Source organism: Moraxella bovoculi 237 (genome assembly GCF_000696305.2).
Taxonomy (GTDB): Bacteria; Pseudomonadota; Gammaproteobacteria; order Pseudomonadales; family Moraxellaceae; genus Moraxella; species Moraxella bovoculi.
Genome location: NZ_AOMT01000026.1, coordinates 172,648 through 193,812, shown reverse-complemented (window position 1 = coordinate 193,812; position 21,165 = coordinate 172,648). Strand labels below are relative to the sequence as shown.

At 45.8% G+C, this 21,165-nt stretch carries 23 protein-coding genes, 1 tRNA gene and 1 pseudogene; 8 read left to right on the top strand and 17 right to left on the bottom strand.

Annotated elements, in window-relative coordinates; genetic code table 11:
- Positions 1-60 precede the first annotated feature (60 nt).
- The 8 genes from MBO_RS07775 to rsmG all read right to left on the bottom strand — a co-directional run bounded on the left by MBO_RS07775 (position 61) and on the right by rsmG (position 8,070).
- Positions 61-1,071 carry a DNA polymerase III subunit gene (locus MBO_RS07775; protein WP_036366387.1) on the bottom strand — a complete coding sequence of 337 codons (1,011 nt, stop codon included), beginning with the start codon at positions 1,069-1,071 and terminating at the stop codon, positions 61-63.
- Between the two features lies 1 nt (position 1,072).
- Positions 1,073-1,852 carry a 3-deoxy-manno-octulosonate cytidylyltransferase gene (gene kdsB, locus MBO_RS07770; protein WP_036366385.1) on the bottom strand — a complete coding sequence of 260 codons (780 nt, stop codon included), beginning with the start codon at positions 1,850-1,852 and terminating at the stop codon, positions 1,073-1,075.
- A gap of 66 nt (positions 1,853-1,918) precedes the next feature.
- On the bottom strand, positions 1,919-2,299 hold the full coding sequence (locus MBO_RS07765) for an acyl-CoA thioesterase (protein ID WP_320056781.1): 381 nt from the start codon (positions 2,297-2,299) through the stop codon (positions 1,919-1,921).
- Between the two features lie 193 nt (positions 2,300-2,492).
- The gene (gene lpxK / locus MBO_RS07760) at positions 2,493-3,521 is read right to left on the bottom strand and encodes a tetraacyldisaccharide 4'-kinase (RefSeq protein WP_036366383.1); all 1,029 of its coding nucleotides are present in this window, start codon (positions 3,519-3,521) and stop codon (positions 2,493-2,495) included.
- On the bottom strand, positions 3,518-5,308 hold the full coding sequence (gene msbA / locus MBO_RS07755) for a lipid A export permease/ATP-binding protein MsbA (RefSeq protein ID WP_052585377.1): 1,791 nt from the start codon (positions 5,306-5,308) through the stop codon (positions 3,518-3,520). The genes lpxK and msbA overlap by 4 nt, the downstream gene beginning before the upstream one ends.
- A gap of 98 nt (positions 5,309-5,406) precedes the next feature.
- Positions 5,407-6,462, bottom strand: a complete 1,056-nt coding sequence (locus MBO_RS07750; protein WP_036366451.1) for a ParB/RepB/Spo0J family partition protein — start codon at positions 6,460-6,462, stop codon at positions 5,407-5,409.
- Between the two features lie 93 nt (positions 6,463-6,555).
- The gene (locus MBO_RS07745; RefSeq protein ID WP_046698281.1) at positions 6,556-7,374 is read right to left on the bottom strand and encodes a ParA family protein; all 819 of its coding nucleotides are present in this window, start codon (positions 7,372-7,374) and stop codon (positions 6,556-6,558) included.
- A gap of 30 nt (positions 7,375-7,404) precedes the next feature.
- Positions 7,405-8,070 (bottom strand): 16S rRNA (guanine(527)-N(7))-methyltransferase RsmG, encoded by a 666-nt coding sequence (rsmG, locus tag MBO_RS07740; protein ID WP_036366381.1) that lies wholly within the window; start codon positions 8,068-8,070, stop codon positions 7,405-7,407.
- A gap of 82 nt (positions 8,071-8,152) precedes the next feature.
- On the opposite strand from rsmG, the gene MBO_RS07735 reads away from it, so the two are divergent.
- Positions 8,153-10,537 carry a Lon protease family protein gene (locus MBO_RS07735; RefSeq protein ID WP_036366379.1) on the top strand — a complete coding sequence of 795 codons (2,385 nt, stop codon included), beginning with the start codon at positions 8,153-8,155 and terminating at the stop codon, positions 10,535-10,537.
- Positions 10,538-10,979: 442 nt separating this feature from the next.
- Here the strand turns inward: MBO_RS07735 and MBO_RS07730 are convergent.
- Positions 10,980-11,056: transfer RNA gene (locus tag MBO_RS07730), tRNA-Pro, on the bottom strand.
- Between the two features lie 216 nt (positions 11,057-11,272).
- Between MBO_RS07730 and MBO_RS07725 the strand changes: the two genes are divergently transcribed.
- The 5 genes and pseudogenes from MBO_RS07725 (at position 11,273) to MBO_RS07710 (ending at position 14,471) form a co-directional block, all read left to right on the top strand.
- Positions 11,273-11,755, top strand: coding sequence for a sulfite exporter TauE/SafE family protein (locus MBO_RS07725; protein ID WP_052585376.1), 483 nt, complete (start codon positions 11,273-11,275; stop codon positions 11,753-11,755).
- Positions 11,727-12,029 carry a TSUP family transporter gene (locus tag MBO_RS07720; RefSeq protein ID WP_052585375.1) on the top strand — a complete coding sequence of 101 codons (303 nt, stop codon included), beginning with the start codon at positions 11,727-11,729 and terminating at the stop codon, positions 12,027-12,029. The genes MBO_RS07725 and MBO_RS07720 overlap by 29 nt, the downstream gene beginning before the upstream one ends.
- Before the next feature lie 181 nt (positions 12,030-12,210).
- A complete protein-coding gene (locus tag MBO_RS07715; RefSeq protein ID WP_265013594.1) occupies positions 12,211-13,053 on the top strand; it encodes a homocysteine S-methyltransferase family protein in 843 nt (280 codons plus the stop codon).
- The gene (locus MBO_RS10255; protein WP_320108863.1) at positions 13,014-13,115 is read left to right on the top strand and encodes a homocysteine S-methyltransferase family protein; all 102 of its coding nucleotides are present in this window, start codon (positions 13,014-13,016) and stop codon (positions 13,113-13,115) included. Before MBO_RS07715 ends, MBO_RS10255 begins: the two co-directional genes overlap by 40 nt.
- An 11-nt stretch (positions 13,116-13,126) precedes the next feature.
- Positions 13,127-14,471 (top strand): annotated as a pseudogene (locus MBO_RS07710) (basic amino acid/polyamine antiporter).
- Between the two features lie 247 nt (positions 14,472-14,718).
- Here the strand turns inward: MBO_RS07710 and MBO_RS07705 are convergent.
- The 4 genes from MBO_RS07705 to MBO_RS07695 all read right to left on the bottom strand — a co-directional run bounded on the left by MBO_RS07705 (position 14,719) and on the right by MBO_RS07695 (position 17,010).
- Positions 14,719-15,759, bottom strand: coding sequence for an oxidoreductase (locus tag MBO_RS07705; protein WP_197971999.1), 1,041 nt, complete (start codon positions 15,757-15,759; stop codon positions 14,719-14,721).
- Entirely contained in the window at positions 15,728-15,901 is a 174-nt protein-coding gene (locus MBO_RS10250; protein ID WP_265013592.1) for a hypothetical protein, read from the bottom strand. Before MBO_RS10250 ends, MBO_RS07705 begins: the two co-directional genes overlap by 32 nt.
- A 102-nt stretch (positions 15,902-16,003) precedes the next feature.
- Entirely contained in the window at positions 16,004-16,657 is a 654-nt protein-coding gene (locus MBO_RS07700) for a hypothetical protein (protein WP_052585374.1), read from the bottom strand.
- 2 nt (positions 16,658-16,659) lie between these two features.
- Positions 16,660-17,010 carry an ArsR/SmtB family transcription factor gene (locus tag MBO_RS07695; protein WP_118873419.1) on the bottom strand — a complete coding sequence of 117 codons (351 nt, stop codon included), beginning with the start codon at positions 17,008-17,010 and terminating at the stop codon, positions 16,660-16,662.
- Positions 17,011-17,264: 254 nt separating this feature from the next.
- On the opposite strand from MBO_RS07695, the gene MBO_RS07690 reads away from it, so the two are divergent.
- Both MBO_RS07690 and fghA read left to right on the top strand, forming a co-directional pair.
- Positions 17,265-18,374, top strand: coding sequence for an S-(hydroxymethyl)glutathione dehydrogenase/class III alcohol dehydrogenase (locus MBO_RS07690; protein ID WP_455709495.1), 1,110 nt, complete (start codon positions 17,265-17,267; stop codon positions 18,372-18,374).
- A gap of 61 nt (positions 18,375-18,435) precedes the next feature.
- Complete coding sequence (gene fghA, locus MBO_RS07685; RefSeq protein WP_036366375.1) at positions 18,436-19,281, top strand: S-formylglutathione hydrolase; 846 nt, start codon at positions 18,436-18,438, stop codon at positions 19,279-19,281.
- Between the two features lie 71 nt (positions 19,282-19,352).
- Here fghA and MBO_RS07680 read toward each other — a convergent pair whose 3' ends face one another.
- The 4 genes from MBO_RS07680 to MBO_RS10245 all read right to left on the bottom strand — a co-directional run bounded on the left by MBO_RS07680 (position 19,353) and on the right by MBO_RS10245 (position 21,125).
- The gene (locus tag MBO_RS07680; protein ID WP_036366374.1) at positions 19,353-19,673 is read right to left on the bottom strand and encodes a thioredoxin family protein; all 321 of its coding nucleotides are present in this window, start codon (positions 19,671-19,673) and stop codon (positions 19,353-19,355) included.
- 68 nt (positions 19,674-19,741) lie between these two features.
- A complete protein-coding gene (locus tag MBO_RS07675) occupies positions 19,742-19,951 on the bottom strand; it encodes a hypothetical protein (protein WP_152545131.1) in 210 nt (69 codons plus the stop codon).
- Positions 19,952-19,989: 38 nt separating this feature from the next.
- Positions 19,990-20,958, bottom strand: a complete 969-nt coding sequence (locus MBO_RS07670) for an oxidoreductase (RefSeq protein ID WP_265013595.1) — start codon at positions 20,956-20,958, stop codon at positions 19,990-19,992.
- Positions 20,934-21,125, bottom strand: a complete 192-nt coding sequence (locus MBO_RS10245; RefSeq protein WP_254596926.1) for an NADH:flavin oxidoreductase — start codon at positions 21,123-21,125, stop codon at positions 20,934-20,936. The genes MBO_RS07670 and MBO_RS10245 overlap by 25 nt, the downstream gene beginning before the upstream one ends.
- Positions 21,126-21,165: the final 40 nt, after the last annotated feature.

The window sequence follows — 21,165 nt, the reverse complement described above, 5'->3', positions numbered from 1 at the left end:
ATTAAATGTGTAAAATCATAAGGGCGAATATGATTCGCCCCTACAATCCAAAACCAAGCGTTACAAATCCACCAAGCGACAAAACAGCTCATCATACGCCATTTTGTCCTGCACGTTTTGCCCAACCGCCACCGCCATGCCATCAAGACTTGCTAGGAAATTTTCTACCTTATCAAGGCTTAGATTGTCCTCCCCATTTATCAGCCCTGCCACATCCATGTCGGTATGAATGCTATCAAGCCCAAGCCCCACTCGCACCACGTCCATAAGCATAAGCCGTGTCAAAACAGCAAAATCAGCAAAACTCATCACGCCCTGCCAGTAGTCGCTGGCACTCACCGCTGACCGCTCGCCATGCCTTAGCGTAAGCCATGTTTTTAGCCACAATACACGCTTACCAAACCACACCGCCTTTGGCAAATCCACCGCCTTTAATACCGCCCCGTCGGTGAGCGTCAGGGCAAGTCTGGCAAGACTCTCATCGCCCAGAAATCCACCTACATAAGCCAACGCCACATCATGAGCAACAGCCCCAAGCGGCAGGGCTTGCACACGGCTTTTTATCGTAGGCATGAGTTTGGCAGGGTTGTCGCTTATCAGTATCAAATGCACGCCTGCCCGTGGCTCTTCTAAGGTTTTTAGCAGGGCATTGCTCGCCCCAATCGTGAGACTGTCGGCATCATCTAGCACGATGAGCCGAACGCCATGCCCCTTGACGTGGCTATACTCTTGCAAGGCTCGCACGTCATCAATCTTAATGGACGACCGCTCACTCTCATCAGACGTAGGCAGGCTCTCGGACGGTAGCGCCATAACATCAGGGTGCGTCCCTGCCATGAGCCAATGACAGCTGTCACACGCCCCACACGCCCCCTGCTCGCCCTTGTCATCACAAAGCAGCCACGCCACAAACCGCCACACAAATTCACGCTTGCCAATGCCTGCCATGCCACACGCCAACAGCCCATGCGGTAATTTACCGTCATAAAACTGACCAACCACCTGCTCCCAAGCATGGGTTTGCCAAGGCAGTAACGGGGCAAAATAGGACAACTGTTCTTGTTCGTTCATATCAGAATTTTAAAAACTCATCAATCGGCATGGCATTTAGCCTATCCAAGTCTTCCTCGGTGTCCACCCCAAGCGGTAGGGCGACTTTGGCGATATCTATGGCGATTTTTTGCCCATTTTCTAAAATGCGAAGCTGTTCTAGGCTCTCCAAACGTTCCAATACGCCCTGCTCCCATGTGCCAAATTCCTTTAATAATTTGACCCGATACGCATAAAGCCCCAAATGACGATAGGCGTTTTTTGGTCTCTCACCAAGCTCGCCTGTCAAATGAGCATCTCTGTCGTAGGGCATGGGGCTACGGCTAAAATACAAGGCATTCTGGCGAGCGTGGACGACTTTTACCACCGAATTTTTATAAAAATCATCATAATTATCAATCACTTCACACAAAGTCGCCATGACACAGTCAGAATTTTCCACCAAAAGATTTTTGGCTTGTTCTAGCAGTACAGGCGGTACAAGCGGTTCATCGCCTTGCATATTGATGACAATGTCATCATCCGCCAAACCCAAAATCTGTGCCACCTCGCCCAGTCTGTCCGTGCCTGATGCATGCTCACCCGTCATCACCACAGGCACGCCCGCACACTCACACACCGCAAAAATCCGCTCATCGTCTGTTGCCACGCACACGCTGTCGGCAAAAGTCGCTTGCAGGGCTTTTTGAGCTGTCCAGAGAATCATGGGCTTGCCATGCAAATCCAGCAAAGGCTTGGCAGGTAGGCGAGTGGATTTGTAACGGGCAGGGATAATGATGTGGGTTTTGGGGGTGGGTTTCATGATTTTTCCTTAAATTATTTTAACAAATTCAACCTTTAAAATACCATACCAAATGATAAATAAAAATCACAAAAACAAAATATTGCCATTATTTGGCTCTTTTGGAGTGATAGTGCCATTGATTAATCCAAGTGCATAATCAAGCTTAGGGTTGTTCTCTTTGGGGATGGGGCGAGATTTGCCATTTGCGTCAATAGCCACATAAGTAAATACCGCTTCGGTTACACATTCATGATTGCCAGAGCCGTCCTTAATTTGTTTTCGCCATACTTCCACTTTGACTTCCAAAGATGAATTTCCGATACGGGTGCATTGTCCATAACAGCATACCATATCGCCCACCAATACAGGGCGTAAAAACACCATTTTATCCATCGAAACCGTTACCACTCTTCCTTTACCAATTTCTTTGGCAAGGATTGCTCCGCCCAAATCCATTTGCGACATAATCTAGCCACCAAAAATATCGCCATTAGCATTGGTATCGGCAGGCATTGCCAAAGTTCGCATAACAAGACTGCCTTGCGGAGCCTGTTTGATTTCATTTGTCATGAGATTACTTCTTAATCTATAAAATATGGTTTGTGATTTTAAATGATGTACTTACAAAGATTCAATTAAGGATATTTAGCCAAACAAATCAAGCAACATTAACCAATCCTAAAAGCACCCTATCCATTTCTTCATAGACACTCTCCGATAACAACGCTTGTACAGGTAACACCCAAACATTATCAAAAATTGTATGATTATGACGTTTGGCAAGTTCACGCAATTTAACCGCATCTTTACTGGTTGTAATGATTGGCAAATCGGTCAAATCGGTCAAATCATCAAGAGTAAAATCATGATGATCGCCAAAAGCACGCTCCACCACGTCAAAACCAAGCTCATTTAACGTTTTAAAAAAGCGAGCAGGATAGCCAATACCGCTTACCGCATAGACCTTTTGGGGTGGTAAAGTTTCATCATTTACCGATTTGTCATTTCCCAAAAGTGGCATGGGATTGTTTGGGGCTAAGTGCATTAAAAGGGCATTATTATCATATTTCTCGGCTCGGCTATCATGATAAATCACGGTGGCACCATTTAGGCGGTCAAGCGGTTCACGCAAAAAGCCTTGTGGGAATAACTTCTCATTGCCAAACCCACGCACCCCGTCCACGACTATCCATTCTACATCTCGGTGTAGGGCATAGTGTTGCAGTCCATCATCGCTGATGATGAGTTGTAGATTTGGGTAATTTTCAAGCAAAATCTCAATCGTCCCACCACGATTTGCTCCCACCGCCATTGGCACGCCTGTCTCGCCCACGATAAGGCACGGCTCATCGCCGACTTCTTTAGGAGTACTACCTTCACGAACCAACGCAGGGCTACTGTCCACCCGCCCATAGCCCCGACTTATCACGCCCACGTTTACGCCTTTGCCTTGTAAATATTTGACAAGGGCGATGATAAGTGGCGTTTTACCACTACCGCCCACCGTGATATTTCCGATAATCATCACAGGGATGGGAGCGTGGTATTTGGCAAGTTTATCCTTATCATACAAGAACTTACGCACACGCCCCACCACGCCATACAGAGCGGACAACGGGGCAAGTGTGGCAAGCATGAGGGATTTTTCTTGCCATGCCTTTGTGATGAGAAGTTCTAGGTTTTTCATGCCTTACCCTGCTCGCTTTGCTCATCAAAGGTGCGTTCGTACATGGTGCGATACATACTGCCTTTGGCAAATAGCTCGTCATGCGTGCCGATTTCCACGATTTGCCCTTTATCCATGACGATGATGCGGTCGGCGTTTTGAATGGTAGATAAACGATGAGCGATGACAAGCGTGGTACGACCGCGCATGACGGACTCCAACGCCTTTTGGATAAAATACTCGCTTTCGTTGTCAAGGGCGGATGTGGCTTCATCCAATATCAAAATCGGTGCATCTTTTAATAAAGCCCGTGCGATAGACAGCCGTTGGCGTTGTCCGCCTGACAGCTGCAAACCGTCCGAACCGATAAAGCTGTCATAGCCATTTGGCAAATCCATAATAAAATCATGAGCATAAGCTGATTTGCTTGCTTGTATGATGTCATCACGGGATTTGGCGGATAATGCCCCATAACCGATGTTATGAGCGACCGTATCCAAAAACAGCGTCACCTGCTGATTCACCATGGCAATCTGTTCACGCAAAGATGACAATTTAATCTCATCAATGGGCGTTCCGTCTATCAATATCTGCCCTGATGTCGGCGTGAGCGAACGAGTAAGTAAGTTCACCAGCGTGGTCTTGCCTGAGCCTGACCGCCCAACCACCGCCACCGTCTCGCCTGCCTTGATGTCAAGGTCAAAGCCCTTTATCGCCTGCGTGCCGCTTTCATAGGTTAGACTCACATTCTCAAATCGAATATCGCCATGCAGCGTCGGGGTCAGCACGCCTATATCACGCTCCTCTGGCATGTCAATCAGCTCAAAAATAGACACACCTGCGGCAATGCCTCTTTGTAGCTTTTGATTGACGTCAGTCAGTGCCTTGACAGGGCGAGCAAGCAAACCTGCCGCCACCAAATAAGAGGCGAACTCCCCTGCGCTGGTATCGCCAAGCACCTCTGGACGCAGCGACAGCCAAATCACAAAACACATCCCTGTCGCCATCAGCAGCTGAATGACGGGCGAGTTAATGGCGGCAAGCACGGTGATTTTTAGCCCTTTATTTAGGTTCTCTTTTGATGCCTTGTCAAATCGTTGCGATTCATAGACTTGTCCGCCATAGTTCTTCACCACTTGATAGCCCGAGATCGCCTCGTTAGTGATGTGACTGACCGCACTCATGGTGTCTTGAATGTCCATGGACAGCATGGCAAATCGCTTCGATACTTTTTTAATGATCCAAAAAATCGGCGGTACAATAAGCATCAACACCAAAGTCAATCGCCAATTGGTATAAAACAAAAACCCAAACAACGCAATGACAGTCAAGCCATCTTTCAATAATGTCGTGATGGATTCAGTGGTCGCTGCAGTCACCTGCTCCACGTCAAAGATCAGCTTCGATGAAATCGTACCAGCAGGGTTATTCAAATAAAATTCTGAAGGCAGTTTTAATAGCTTATTAAACACCTCCACGCGCAGCAGATACACCAAGCTACGCGCCATCAATGCTGCATAATAACCACCCAAGAACGCACCAACACCGCGCAAAAAGAACAGTAAAATCACCAAAAACGGGAACCAAAATTTGCGCACATTGTCATTATTATTAATCGCTTCGATGATGTACTCAAGCAGCTTGGCACTCGCAACCTCGCCGCCTGCACTGATGGCAAAGCCAATCATCACCAAGATGAACGCCCACCAATAAGGCTTAAGATACGACATCAGTCGTTTAAATACGGCAAATTTATCGGCGCGTTCAAAGGCTTGCTTGCAATTAGAAGTTGCTTGAGTTGTGTGCATGATGGTCGTTTTTATGAATGCATTTGATGGATTTTGTTAATTTTAACAAAAAATAAAGGGGATTCGCCAAACTTCCTTGTTTGGCTTTTGTGATTTTTTTATTTAAGTCCGAATTGTGATAACAGCCCTTGCAGCTCGTCATCATCATGGAAGAATATCTCAACACTACCTTTGCCGTCTTTACCTTGTTTTAGCTTGACGGTAGCACCTAATAGATCGGACAGTTTTTGATTCATGGCTTTAATCTCATGACTGTCGGAGTTGATTTTTTTGGCAGGTTCGGGATTTAGGATGGATTTTACCAGCTTTTCGGCATCACGAACGGTCATCTTACCGTCGATAATTTTTTTGGCGATGATGGGTTGTTGCTTGTCCGATAGGGACAGTAGCGTACGCGCGTGCCCCATGTCCAATAACCCTTCGGTCATGTAGCTCTTGACAGTATCATGTAAGTTATTTAGGCGTAATAGGTTGGAGACGGTGGCGCGCGCTTTGCCCACCACATCAGCGATCATCGCATGGCTCATGCCAAATTCGGTGTGGAATCTTTGGAGGGCGGCCGCCTGCTCAAGTACATTCAAATCCTCACGCTGAATGTTCTCAATCAGCGCCAACGCAATGGCGATCTCATCTGACAGAACACGCTCAATGGCAGGAATCTCGGTCAGCCCTGCGATCTTAGCAGCGCGCCAACGACGTTCACCCGCGATGATCTCGTGTGTAACGGTGTCGCTCGTCTTATCTTCATTAGACAACAGCGGACGGATGACGATCGGCTGCATCACACCATGCTGACGGATCGAATTGGCAAGCTCATTGAGCGCCTCTTCATTCATGTCGCGACGTGGTTGATATTTGCCTGACTGTAGGCGATTTGGGTGGATTTGTACGAGCGTGATTTGCTCGCCGTCATTATCATCTTGAGCGGGCTTGTCTTTTGATTTTTTATTGGGCTTTTTCTTGGTGATACCGACGGATTTGATGTTTTGCTCATCATCCAATAAGCTAAAATCCGCCTTGGCATCTACAGGCGCAGCCGTCTCTTCAGCTGCCATCAAGGCACCAGCATCTGTGGCAATTCGTCTTTCTTTTTTTATGTTGCCCATCAGCGCATCTAAGCCACGCTTATCGCCAAGTCCACGTTTTTTCATGATGTTTCCCAAATCAAACCAAGCACCGCCCGCCATGAGCCAGTATATATAAAAGTCAAACGCCCTATTTTAGCATAATTTGCCCGATATTGTCAGTTACCAATCGAACTGCGCACGCACTTTTGCCTTAAACAACTCAGGCTTCTCTGCTTGATCGATGACTTCATTCATTAAGGCATGATAAGCGATTGCACCTTTGGATGATTTTTCATAACCAAAAATCGATTGGCCAAAGCTCGGTGCTTCAGCCAGACGTACGCTGCGCGGAATGGCGGTCTTGTACAATAATTCACCAAAATACCCTTCAAGCTCGGCAGACACGTCTTGTGCTAGAGTGTTGCGTGCATCGAACATCGTACGCACCACACCGCGCACATGCAGGTCAGGATTGATGTCTTTTAGGCGCTTGATGGTATCGATCAGATCAACCACACCCTCTAGTGCATAGTATTCGCATTGCATCGGGATGATGACATTCTTAGCGACGGCAAACGCATTCACAGTCAGCATGCTTAGGCTGGGTGCGCAGTCCATGATGACATAATCGTAGCCGAATTTTCCGCTCTTTTTGGCGGCTTTGATGGCTTTTTTTAATAAAAATGGCGCATCTTCCACATCTGCCAAAGACACGTCAATCCCTGCCAAATCTCGGTTAGCACCAACCATGTCAAACCCTGCAGGCGCGTCTTTTTGAATGACTTTATGGATTTTTGTGTCATCAAGCAGCACATCGACGATGCTTTTGCCCAAATCATTCTTATCCAGTCCCGCGCCCGTTGTGGCGTTGCCTTGTGGATCTAGATCAATGAGCAGTACCTTTTTTTTGCCGATGGTGGATAAAGCCGCCGCAAGGTTCACCGCGGTCGTTGTCTTACCCACACCGCCTTTTTGGTTGGCGATTGCGATAATTTCCATAAAATACCTTTTAAATCAATATATTAACTATTATTTGGCTGTCAAATACACCACACACCGCTCGTCGCTCATTTGTGGTACAAAAATGGATTTGACTTCAATTTGCCAATCTGTCAAATTTACCACATCCTCGCTTGTTGGTGTTTTGCCTTTCATGGCATATAACACGCCGTCCGTCTTTAAATAGGGCTTGGCAAGATTGACAAAATCATCAAGGCTGGCAAATGCCCGAGACGTAATGACATCAAACCCCCCGTCAAAATCCTCAATGCGACTTGCCACAGGATTGACGTTGGCAAGCCCCAACTCGCCCACCATTTGACGGATAAATCGCACCTTTTTGCCATTGCTGTCAAGGGCGGTAACGTGCCAATCGGGACGCATGATGGCGATAATCACAGATGGCAAACCTGCCCCTGTGCCGATATCTAGCACGCTTATGCCTGATTTATCAGCAAACGGTAAATCCGCCACGATTGCCAAACAGTCCAAAATATGCTTAACAAACGCCTCTTTTGGGGCGGTAATGGCGGTGAGATTATACGCCTTTGTCCAAAGCAAAAGATTATCCAAATAGCCGAGCAGTTGTTTTATTTGCACTTCACTAAATACTAAATTTAGCTTATCGGAGACACGCTCTAATTCACGAGCAAATTCATCAGCATTGGCGGATATTTTATGATAAGTCATTGTTATAAAGTCAAGTTAATTTCAAATCCCCTATTTTATCACGTTTTAATCTGTTAAAATATCCCTTTTTCATATTTTAATAACAACAATGACCGACCAATTCGCCCCCTACCGCCTGCCCCACACCGCCCTAAAACGCTACACCGACACCCACGCCCTACCGCCCGACAGCACGCACGCACGCCCTGCACTGCACCAATTTGGGCAACGCCGAGCCGTCAATGCCATACAGACCGCCCTTGACATCAAGGCAAACGGCTACCATGTCTTTGCCGTAGGTGAAAACGGGCTTGGTAAACGCACGCTCATCACACGTCTGCTTGCCGAGCGTGCCAAACACGAGCCGACCCCGCCCGACTTGGTCTATGTGCATAATTTTGACGCACCCCGCCACCCCATTGCACTTACCCTGCCAAGCGGTCAAGGGGCGATTTTTGCCAAGGACATGCACAAACTTTGGCACGACCTGTATAAAAAAATCATCGCCAAATTTAATAGTATCAGTTACCAAAACAGCGTTACCACCATTAAGCAATCCGCTCAAAAACAAGAAAGAAATTTGCTTGATGAAATAAACGCCACCGCCAAAAGTCATAATTTGACCTTGTTGCACTCTGCCGACCAAAAAGCAGTATTTACCCCCATCGATGACAAAAAACCCATTAACAATACCGCCCTTGATAAACTACAAAAAAAACTCACCAAAATAAATATAGAATTGGACAATTTAGATGATGAAGTGAATCAAAAAATAGACGAACTTCACGAAACACTTTTGATTAAAATCATCACGCCATTATTTGCCCCAATTTTAAAAAAATATGATAATAAACATGATAAAAAAATCAGCCAATATTTAACCGACTATCAAAAAGATATTATAAAAAATATCCTATTTATCGTAGAGCATGATGAAGACTTTATGGTAAAAACGGCAAATATCCCTAACCGCTACTATGTCAATGTGGCGGTAAGCCATACGCCAAATAGCGGTTCGCCCATTGTCTTTGAAGATATGCCAACCCACCCCAATCTGTTGGGGCATATTGAATACATCACTCAGCTTGGCACGATTTTAACGGACGCAAGCATGATACGGGCAGGGGCGTTACATAAAGCCAATGGCGGATATTTATTATTAGAAGCGTCATCGTTATTAGAGCACCCCTATGCGTGGCAAGGGTTAAAGCGAGCCTTACAATCAAAATCGCTAAGCATATCAAGCCTAGAACAAATGCTAACCCTAACAGGTTCAGTATCTTTATCGCCTGACAGCACGCCATTATCGGTAAAAGTGATATTATTGGGCGAGCCTGATTTATATTATGAATTATTAGAATTTGAACCTGAATTTAATAACCTATTTAAAATCCGAGCCGATTTTAATGACACCTTACCACGCAATCACGACAGCGAATTATTTATCATTGGTAAAATCGCTGACATGATAAAAAAACAAGCATTGCCCACATTTGACAATACCGCCTTTGGGGCGATATTGGACGAGTTGTCTGTCTATGCTGATGATAAAGACAAATTGGATTTACACAGCGATAGATTATTACAACTTGTGGTAGAATCGGCACGACAGTTTTATTTAAATCATTCTAATAATATTGATAATAAAAACAATGATAAAAATATTGCCAAAACTGTTAAAAAAACCCACGTCCAAAATGCCTTAGATGACATTAAAGAACGTAAAGGCTATTTAAAGGAATTATATTGGCAAGAGATTCAAAACGGACAACAGCTTATCAATACCACAGGAAAAGTGGTCGGACAAATCAACGCCTTGACCGTGATTGCCTATGCCGACAGCGAATTTGGATTACCTGCTCGCTTGACCGCACTCATCGCTCCTAAGTTTGGCACGGGCGAAATCCTAGACATAGAGCGAGACGTGGAGCTTGGCGGAAGTCTGCACGCCAAGGGAATGCTTATCATGACGAGCTTTTTACGCTCATTATTTAGCCAATTTGCCGAGCTTAATTTCTCAGCAAGCCTTGCCTTTGAGCAAAGTTACGCCCGCATTGACGGCGACAGTGCCACGCTTGCCGAATGTGCCGTGCTACTGTCCGCCCTTGCAAATGTGACGATAAATCAATCACTTGCAATCACAGGCTCCATGAATCAGCTTGGGGACGCTCAGGCGATTGGCGGTGTGAACGAAAAAATCATTGGCTTTTTTGACGCTTGTGCTGAGCGTGGGCTTAACGGCGAGCAAGGCGTGATTATCCCAAAAACCAACATCGGACAGCTCATGCTCCCTGATAATGTCGTGGAGGCGGTAGAGCGTGGCGAGTTTCATATTTATGCGGTGAGTAGCATTTATGAAGCGTTGTTTATTTTGACTGATATGCCGATTCATGATAAAAATAAAAAAGGCGATTATAAAAAAGATACACTATTTGGCAAAATCGTAAAACGGCTTATACAATGGGAAGATGATGATAATGAAGCCAAGAAATGAATAATAAAATAAAAGAATATGAAAGCATGATATTTTGGCGAAATGTCTGTGTGTATAGTCCATTTATTGTTATGCCAACCGTTGTTTATTTTATTCAAAGCAGTTTTGCAGTCATGGTTATTTTGTGGCGAGCCAAAAGGCGAGAACATTGATAAATTAAATCATCAATGATGAAATGAAAAATACCTTCTTGTAGAAGTAACAAGTTTAGATGTTTAAAACACCAACTACATTTATCTAAGGTGGTTTTTATTTATAAGAAAAAGGTGTGATTTATGATGCGCTGATGTATGTTAAGGATGAACTCAAATACCAACAATAACACCAACAAAATTCATGGATAGCAATAGATTATGACGGACAGCCAAAGACAAGAAAAGGGCTTAAATCCTATAAAAATCAAGGGCTGTCGTACGATGGGGGACAGCCCTTGATTATTTAATGGTCGGAGTGGCGGGATTCGAACTCGCGACCCCTTGCACCCCATGCAAGTGCGCTACCAAGCTGCGCTACACCCCGAATAGGATTGTCATTTTATCAAATTTCTGAGATTTTGCAAGTGTTTTTACACGGCTTATGACGCAAACTTACTCATCTAAAGATCAATAAAAGACGCGCTTCTATCATTCAATGGTTTTATTTTTATTATTGCATGCAAAATCCTTTATAATTAGTCATTTTCTCGCAGCAGCTTAGGCTGGCTGATGGCAGAACTTTTATATATAGGTGGGTCTTATGGATGCACAGTGGTTACTCTTTGGCGCAGTAACATTCGCAGGACTTTTACATGGTGTGAGCGGCATGGGATTTGCACTCATCGCCATCGCCGCCATCAATGGCACGTACAGCTTATCCGATGCGATCATCCTTGTACTGATTCCAACAGCAATCTTAAATCTATCAGCATGGCTCATCGGAGGGCGTGGCATCGTCCATAACTTCTGTCATTATCTTGTTAATTATTGGCAGCTCGTTGTGCTCTGGCTTGCCGGTGGCATGGCAGGCGCTTATCTTTTGCTTTGGCTGAATCAAGCCTATCTTATGATTCTGCTCACACTGGTCGTGCTATGGTATGCCGTCACCAGTTTGGGCGGTCACCCCATCGTCCTAAAATACCAAGACCAACATGGTTATCGTCGGCATCTTCGGCGGTCTTTTGGGCGGAGCAACCAATGCGATGGCACCCGTTATGATGATGTATCTACTCTCCATCAGTGACAACAAAGAAACCATCATCCGCGTGGCGAATTTGTGTTTCTTCATGGGTAAGGTGGCGCAGTTTGTTGTGTTATTCGATGCATTAACAGCACTAAGTACACAGGTTTGGACTCAGATTGGCATCATCACCGCCCTTGCCTTCGTATTTATGGCACTTGGCGCACGCATTAATCGCTATCTGCCGGTGCGTGTTTTTCGCCAGATAATCTTATGGATCTTGGTGCTGCTTGGGCTGCGTTTGGGCTATTTTGGCGTAATGGGTGTGCTGGCATAATCCTTGATATCAATAGAGTATATGAAAAGAGACAATTGTCGGCTTTTTATTTTTATGGTCTCATAACAAACCCAAAATCAGTAAACATTCTCATATTAATCCTTGATAAGCTTATAAGAAAAACTTATCCGCTGTGCCATAATACCGCCCTTTATTCTCCTTTTACCCTTTTATCTTTGGAATGATTACGCCCATTACCCTACTTTACGGTCGCATGAGCCGTGAGCTTATGCGACTAAACGCCCCTTTTCGCCAGCCTAAATGGTCTGCCCTGCCCTTAATTGAGACGCCACATCTAGCAGAACAGGTGCATACAGAATTTTTGCAGGCAGGAGCGGACGTTATCACGACCAACAGCTACGCCATTGTGCCGTTTCATATTGGCGATGAGCGATTTGACAAGGACGCACAACTGCTTGCCGAGTGTGCAGGGCAGCTTGCCAAAAATGCCTTACGCCATATGGGGCGTGGCAAAGTTGCAGGGTCTATTCCGCCCCTTTTTTTTGGTTCGTATCGCCCTGATTTGCTTGAAAAAAATCAAGTACAAAGACTTGCCACACCGCTTATCAATGGACTAAAAAATCATGCCGACATCTGGCTACTAGAAACCCAAAGCAGCAGCATCGAGCCTACCGAACTCATCGCACGCCTGCCCCACGACCGACAAATTTGGGTGTCGTTTACCCTTGATGACACAGCGACCAGCACAGACACGTCATGCCTACGCTCAGGCGAGAGCGTGCAGGACGCCATATCTGCCATGCTTGCCCTTGACGCTCGGATTGATGCCATTTTGTTCAACTGCTCACAACCAGAAGTGATTGACACCGCCCTGCTTATTACCGCCCAAATGCTTGCCAACACCGCCAAAAAATTCGCTTTTAGGGCGTATGCCAATGCCTTCAAACCCCAAGACGAAACAGACTCTGCCAACGAACAAATCGATGAGTTGCGTGATGATTTGCACCCATTGGGCTATTTGGCATGGGCGACAAAATGGGCAAACATGCGGGGGCAAGCGTGATTGGTGGGTGCTGTGGGATTGGCGTAGAACACATTCGCCAAATTGGGCAACAATTAAAATAAAAGGCACCATTATGTCAAACAAAAAAATCGGTTTATTATCCCTAACCGCCCTTGTATTAAGCTCGATGATTGGCTCGGGGATTGTTAGCCTGCCCCAAAACATGGCACAAGTGGCAGGCGGTCAAGCCCTGCTTATCGTCTGGCTTATCACAGGCGTGGGCATTATCTTTTTAGGCTTGTCGTTCTTTTTCATTTCACGGCTTCGCCCTGAGTTGGACGGTGGGATTTATACTTATGCTCGTGAAGGCTTTGGCGTTTTGGCAGTCTTTATGTCGGCATGGGGCTATTGGCTGTGTGCAACCATTGGCATTGTGGGCTATTTGGTGGTTGCCTTTGAAGGCGTGGGGCAGTTTACCAACTCCGACACCTTCACGCTGTTTGGACAGGGCAACACCGCCCTTGCCTTTATCGGCTCGTCTGTCATCGTGTGGCTTATTTATATTTTGATTACCAAAGAGGTCAAAGAAGCGTCCACGGTGAACCTTGTGGCGACTTTTGTCAAGGTATTTCCGCTTGTGCTATTTATCAGGCTTACCATTTGGTATCTTTCGCCTGCCACGTTTAGCCAAGATATGACAGGGCGCGCCCTTGGCAATAGCACCCTAGACCAAGTCAAAAACACCATGCTCATCACGCTGTGGGTGTTCACAGGCGTAGAAGGTGCGTCCGTGCTGTCCGCCCACGCCAAGAAAAAAGCGATGTTGGACTTGCGACCGTCCTAGGTATCATCATCGCCCTTGCTCTATATGTCGCCATTACCGTGCTGTCTTATGGCGTGTTGCCCCGTGAGACGATTGCCCAAATGGCAAACCCGTCCATGGCAGGGCTGTTGTCGCACATGATGGGCGATGTGGGCAAGGTCATCATCACGGCCTGCCTTATCGTGTCGGTGCTGGCGTCCTACATCAGCTAGGCAATGTACTCTGCTGAGGTGCCATATCGTGGCTCAAAAAACGGAGCATTCCCAAAAACCCTAGACAAAGTCAATGCCAACGGCACGCCCATCAACTCGCTGTGGTTCACAGGGCTTGTAGTGCAGACGTGTCTTTTTTTGATGCTAATGACAGGCAAAAGCTACAACGTCCTACTACTTATCTCAACGTCCATGATTTTGGTGCCGTATTTTTTGATTGGGGCGTATCTGTTGAAGCTGCCGCTTACCGAGCGTTGGCTTGGTATGTCAAATTAACGGGGCTACTGGCAAGTTTGTATGGGCTGTGGATTATCTATGCCGCAGGGCTTGATTATCTGCTGTTGTCGGTGCTACTGTATGTACCAGGGATTGGGCTGTTTTTGTATTCTCGTTATCAACATCATGGCGGTAAATTTAACCTAAAACCCGCCAAAAAATGTTAATTGCCGTCATCGGTGTCTTATTTGTGTGGGCGGTGTATCATGGAATTTATAATATTGATTGGAGTGGGTAGGTAGGCGTGCAAAAGCATTTTTCTATCAAGCCACTTTTGCAATATGAATGCGTAAGGGCGAATCACATTCGCCCAATTATCAATACATAAAAAAGGGCAAATTGCAATTTGCCCTTACACACCTATCCAAGTCATCAATTTCAAATTAAAATCAGCCCAAAACGGACTCATTTTTCCTAACTTCTCCCTGTGCTTAGTCCTGCCTTGCCATTTTCCCAAATGGTTTTAAATAGCACTTTCCACGGGGATAGTTTTAGATTAGGCGATTCGCCCTGCCCGATAAGTGCCATCTGACTCATATACCAGTCCATTTCCAGCACCGAGCCGATTTTGTTATCAAGCGGTTTAACGACCGTTTTGATCCGCTCGGTCTGCACCGTCCTATAAGTTTCGTTTTGGATTTGATTGGGCAAATCAGGCACAAGGGCAAAGGGACGAGCCACACCCACCATGTCCAAATGTCCGCTTGACAGTGCGCCATTCATCGCCTGCTCGGAGCGAAATCCACCCGTGATGATAAGTGGCACAGAGCTTACCTTGCGAGCCTTTTTGGCATAGTCTAAGAAAAACGCTTCACGCTCCTTCGTGCTTGGTTTTGCCGTCAGCATTTGTGGGCTTTCATAATTACCGCCAGAGATTTCAATAAAATCAATGCCCAGCTCGGACAAGGCTTGCACCACGGCAATGCTCTCGCTTTCATCAAATCCGCCCTTTTGAAAATCAGCCGAATTTAACTTAACCCCCACCAAAAAATCCGCCCCCACATTCGCCCGAACGCCTTTATAGATTTTTAATAAAAAATTCATACGGTTAGCAAGACTTCCGCCCCACTCATCATCACGGCGGTTGTGGTGTGGCGACAAAAATTGGCTGATGAGATAGCCATGAGCCGAATGAATCTGCACGCCATGAAAGCCTGCCTGTTCGGCAAGTTTGGCGGTGTTAATAAATGCTTGAATTAACTCATGAATTTCAGAATTTTGCAATGCTCGTGGCGGATTGATAAAGCCGTCCATACCAACAAGCGGTACGGCACTTGGGGCGACAGGCACAGCATTGACCGCTTTGGGCGACTGCTTGCCAGCGTGGTTGATTTGCATGATGATGAGCGTGTCGTTTTGCTTGCCAGCATTTGCCCACTTTTTGAGCATGAGCAAACTGCTCTCATCGTCCGCCACCACGTCATTAACCGAGCCTTTGCCCTGCTTGTTTGCCATGACGTTGCCCATGACGAGTATACCCGCCCCGCCCTTTCCCAAGTGTCATATAGGCTGGCAAGCGTGTCGGTTGGCTTGCTGTCGTAGGCGAGCTGTTCTTCCATGGCGGATTTAAAAAAGCGGTTTTTGGCGGTTGTGCCATTGGGAAAAGTAAAGGGCTTAAAAAGCATGGTGATTGCCTTGTGTTTATATGTTTAAAAATTTAAACTTATTAAAAAAACAAACACGTCCCTTGTCAAGCCCTTTAACCCCCTATCCACACCCTGTCATTTTCAATCAAATAATAAAACGCCACATCGCTCGGATTGGGGGCATGATACACATCAAACGCCTGTTCTTTGACTTGATGAAACCACCGCTCGGCTTGCCTGTATTCTTGACTGTTTTTATCATCAAACATATCCAAATAATTATTTTCAACAGACCCAACGTCCACGCCTTGTTGCCAATTTAATTTTGAAAAATTATCCAAATCATGATTAAACGCTAGTTTTAATTCGTCAATACTTACATTTTTAATATTGGCAAATGTATTATCATAAAAATCCAAACACTCATCAACAGCACAAACCACCTGCGAGCGAGAAATCTTTTTTTCAAATAGCCAAATTTTTAAATAATAAGGTTTGCCCAACTCATCTAATTGTATTTTCCAAGCGTGGTAAATCTCAAATAACCCATACAGCAATTTTTCTTTAAATTCGCCATACGGCTCTGGATAAATGCTATTGCCAACATTAAGATTAGAGAACGGTTTTACCCAAAATTTGACGTAGTCTCTTTTATATTGCTCCAAATACGCCAAATTAAGCTCACAATTTAGAGCCGCCCAATCATCAATACGGCGTAAAATTTTTTGTTTGCCACGAATTTTTTTATAACGAATAATTTGTTTCATGTTTATATCTTATTTTGAATTATTCGGATAATATTTTTCATCAATTCAACGAGTTCGCCCATTTTTTCAATCTCATCTTTCATCGCCAAACGATAAAACCGCTCTTTACCAATCTGCTCCACGCTCACCGCATTGGCGGACAGCATGATTTTTAAGTGATGAGACACCGCAGGGCGAGATAGGTGTAGGTTATCGGTGAGTTGATTGACGTTCATTTTGCCATTATCCAGTAGCAGTTTTAAAATCAAATGGCGATTTTCGTCCGCTAAAACGGTAAAAATGGGAATGCAATCTTTCATGACGGACATGGCATGGTCGGGGCTTGGTATTGACTTAGTATTTGATTGGGTCATGGTTGTTGTTTTTGGTTTAAGGATTTAAACGCATTATAAAGCGGACTTGGCGATAATTCAACTTTTGATTTATAATCCAAATACACTCAAGCATACCAAAAGTTTCGTTAAAAACTGCGTAAAAACCAATAGCGCATTAGTTTTATTAACACCCAAAATTACCTAAAACAATTATTTTTATAACTCTCGATTTGATATAATACGCATTCATAAACTTTTTTAATTTTACGAATTAAGGTACATTCATGAACTTCATCAAAACTCGTGCTGCGGTCGCGTGGGCGCCCAACGAACCCCTAAAAATCGAAGAGCTTGACCTCATGCCACCCCAAAAAGGCGAAGTCTTAGTGCGCATCGTCGCCACAGGCGTCTGCCATACTGATGCTTACACCTTGAGCGGTCAGGACTCTGAAGGTGTATTCCCTTGCGTGCTTGGACATGAAGGCGCGGGGATTGTTGAAGCGGTTGGCGAAGGCGTGACTGAATTTGCTGTTGGTGATCACGTCATTCCTCTATACACCGCCGAATGCCGAGAATGCAAATTCTGCAAATCCAACAAAACCAATCTCTGCTCATCAGTGCGCGCCACACAGGGCAAAGGTCTTATGCCAGATGGTACGGTCAGATTCTTTAAGGATGGTCAGCCCATTTATCACTATATGGGCACATCCACCTTCTCAGAATACACAGTCGTCTCTCAATACTCGCTTGCCAAGATCCAAAAAGAAGCACCCCTAGAGGAAGTCTGCCTGCTGGGCTGCGGCGTAACGACAGGCATCGGTGCTGTTACCAAGACTGCCAAAGTCAAACAAGGCGACACCGTAGCAGTGTTTGGTCTTGGTGGTATCGGCCTAGCAGCGATCATCGGCGCGAGAATGGCAGGTGCAAGTCGCATTATTGGCATTGATATTAATGCGGATAAATTTGATAAAGCTTTGGGGTTGGGCGCAACTGACTGCATCAACCCCAATGACTTTGACAAGCCGATCCAAGAAGTCATCATTGAAATGACAGACGGTGGTGTGGACTTCTCATTCGAATGCATCGGTAATGTCAATGTCATGCGCTCAGCGCTAGAATGCTGCCATAAAGGCTGGGGCGAGAGCATTATTATCGGTGTCGCGCCTGCAGGTGCTGAGATCAGCACGCGACCATTCCAGCTGGTGACAGGACGTGTATGGCGTGGTTCGGCGTTCGGCGGCGTGAAGGGTCGCACTGAGCTGCCTAATATGATCGACCAATACATGAAAGGCGAGTTTAAACTGACGGACTTCATCACGCACACCATGCCACTTGATGAGATTAATACCGCATTTGATCTGATGCATGAAGGCAAGTCAATCCGTTCAGTGATACATTTCTAATTCATTCAAATACCCCACCCTTAGACACTCTAAGGGCTACCACAATATTGATAGGATAATCATGGATAAACTCACCCAAATCAACCACTACAAGATGTTCGATGGGCATCATGAGCGTTATCAGCATTTCTCTGATACCAACCAATGCACGATGACCTTTGCCATCTATCTGCCACCCATAGCCCTTCACGGCAAAAAAGTGCCGGTGCTATATTGGCTGTCTGGTCTTACCTGCACCGATGAGAATTTCGCCACGAAGGCACACGCCCAGCAGTTCGCCAGTCAGCATGGCATTGCACTGGTAATGCCTGATACATCGCCTAGGGGTGATGGCGCGGCTGATGATGATGCGTATGATTTGGGGCAAGGCGCAGGGTTTTATGTCAACGCCACTCAAGAACCATGGGCCAAGCACTACCAAATGTATGACTATGTGGTGCATGAGCTACCAAAGATCATCGAAAGTCATTTTCCTGTGACTGGCGAGCGCGCCATCTTCGGGCACAGCATGGGTGGGCATGGCGCACTGCAGATTGCTCTGAAGAACTCACAAAGATACAAGAGCGTCTCTGCCTTCGCACCCATCGTCAACCCAGGCGACATCCCTTGGGGCAAAAAAGCCTTTAGTGCTTACCTAGGCAATGATGCTGCAGCATGGTCAGAATATGATAGCTTGCAGTTAGTGGATAAATGCACCCGCAAAGACCTACCCATCCTGATAGATCAAGGCCTGGCGGACAGCTTCTACCCTGAGCAGCTACAACCTGAGAAATTCACCCAAAAAGCTAACGAGCTTGGCTTTAATGCGACGCTTCATCTGCGCAGCGGATATGATCATAGCTACTATTTCATCGCAAGCTTCATGCGTGAACATATTGAATTTCATGCCAAAATCCTAAAGGGATAACCCTTGCATAATATAAAGACCACCGATTTGGTGGTCTTTATATTATTGCTTCACGGTATGAACAGAAATAATCATTGTAAACTTTGGCAGTCTTGCAGAGCTTCTTTGATCTCATGTAATTTTAGATATCTGGCGCCTCGATACACCTCTTTTCCCGATAAGAACACCAACACAGCAGGCGCGGTCAACACATGGAAACGCCCTGCGATACTTGGCACATCCGCAATGTTCGTCTGCATGAACTGCACATCATCAAAATCCGCCTCCATACCCCTCACCCACTCCAAGAACACCTTGCACACACCACAGTTCGGCGCTTGCACATACAGTAAAACGATACTATGCTGTGTGATGGTCTGCTCTATCTGACCCAAATCCTCTACAATTCTCATCACTTATTCCATTCGATTAATTCTGTATAAAATAAAAAACCGCCCATAAAGGCGGTTCGTTATCTGATTTAGATTTTACAAGCACCACCTGCGCAGTCATCCTCAGCACTGTCCGCATCAAAACCGCCTTCAACGGTTACATCAGCGAAGTCGCCAAGCATGGCATCGAAGTCTAGATTATCGATGTCTAGACTGTCAAAGGATGCGTTATTTATATCTGTTGTATTAAGATTGGGATTGCTCATGGCTTGCTCCGCGTTAGTGCTGGTTAATGTCATCTTTATGCTGTCTGTCTTGATATTTTCAAGTCCACAAATCAAATATCCAAAGGCTGCCACTGTTTGCCCTTTAAAGACGGCAAATAGGCAAGTCCTTTTTGTTGGTATGCCCACAGCTGGCTTGGGATTTTGTAGATGTGGTTGCACTCAGGATCGATGGCAGTGCTGATCTTATCGTATTCGCCAGTTTTCATCAATGTGGCGAAGTTGGGATTAATCATCACTGCCTTACCAACCGCAATGAATTCAGCCCATCCTGTCGCATAAGCACGATTCACATCATCAGCGGACAGTAGACAGCCCACCCCAATCAGTGGCAGACGTCCAGCGATGCGCTCGTGAATGAGAGACATTCTAGTAAGGTTCGTGTCTGCACCGTGGCGAGCTTTCTTATAAAAGTCCCACAGCGAGACATGCAGATATTGCAATGGTTGCTGAACCAGATAATCAATCAAATCAAAACAGTCCGCCATCGTCAGTCCCTGCTCGCCCGCCTCCTCAGGAGATAAACGATAACCGACAATAAAGTCAGGCTTGGCGTGCTTGGCTCTCACCTCATCTACCATCTGTATGACAGCATCCACGAAGCGCAGGCGGTTCTCGAGGCTGCCACCCCATTCATCATCACGCTGATTCGACTGGGGTGAGAAGAACTGCTGGATAAGATAATTATTAGCGCCGTGAATCTCTACACCATCAAAGCCCGCTCGTATCGCAAGGTCAGTCGCCACGCCAAAGCCGTTAATAACAGCACGTATCTCATCCACCGTCATCGCACGAGCGATCTGCTTGCCGTTATCCATGGCAGACGGCGCAATCACCTCGCCAAATTCAGCTAAAGACTGATGACCACCATGATGAATCTGCAAGATTGCCTTCGCACCACCCTTCTTAATGATGTCTGCAATCTGAGTCAGGCTCGGCAAATACTGCTCATCATAGGCGCAAGGCTGACCAAAGAACGCCTTGCCACTTGGGTGAACTAAGGTGTCGCTGCTGTGATGAATAACCCAAAATCATCCGAGCGACCCACCAAAAAATCACGCTCTTCATCAGATAATGTACCATCAGGATTCGATGCATAATGCGTCATCGGAGCGACAACGAGACAGTTGGGTACTTTGACGCCGTTATTTAAGACAAATGGGGTTAATATATTATTTGTATTATTCATAAGATTCTCTATTATCAGATTTAACTGTGGCTAATTGTAG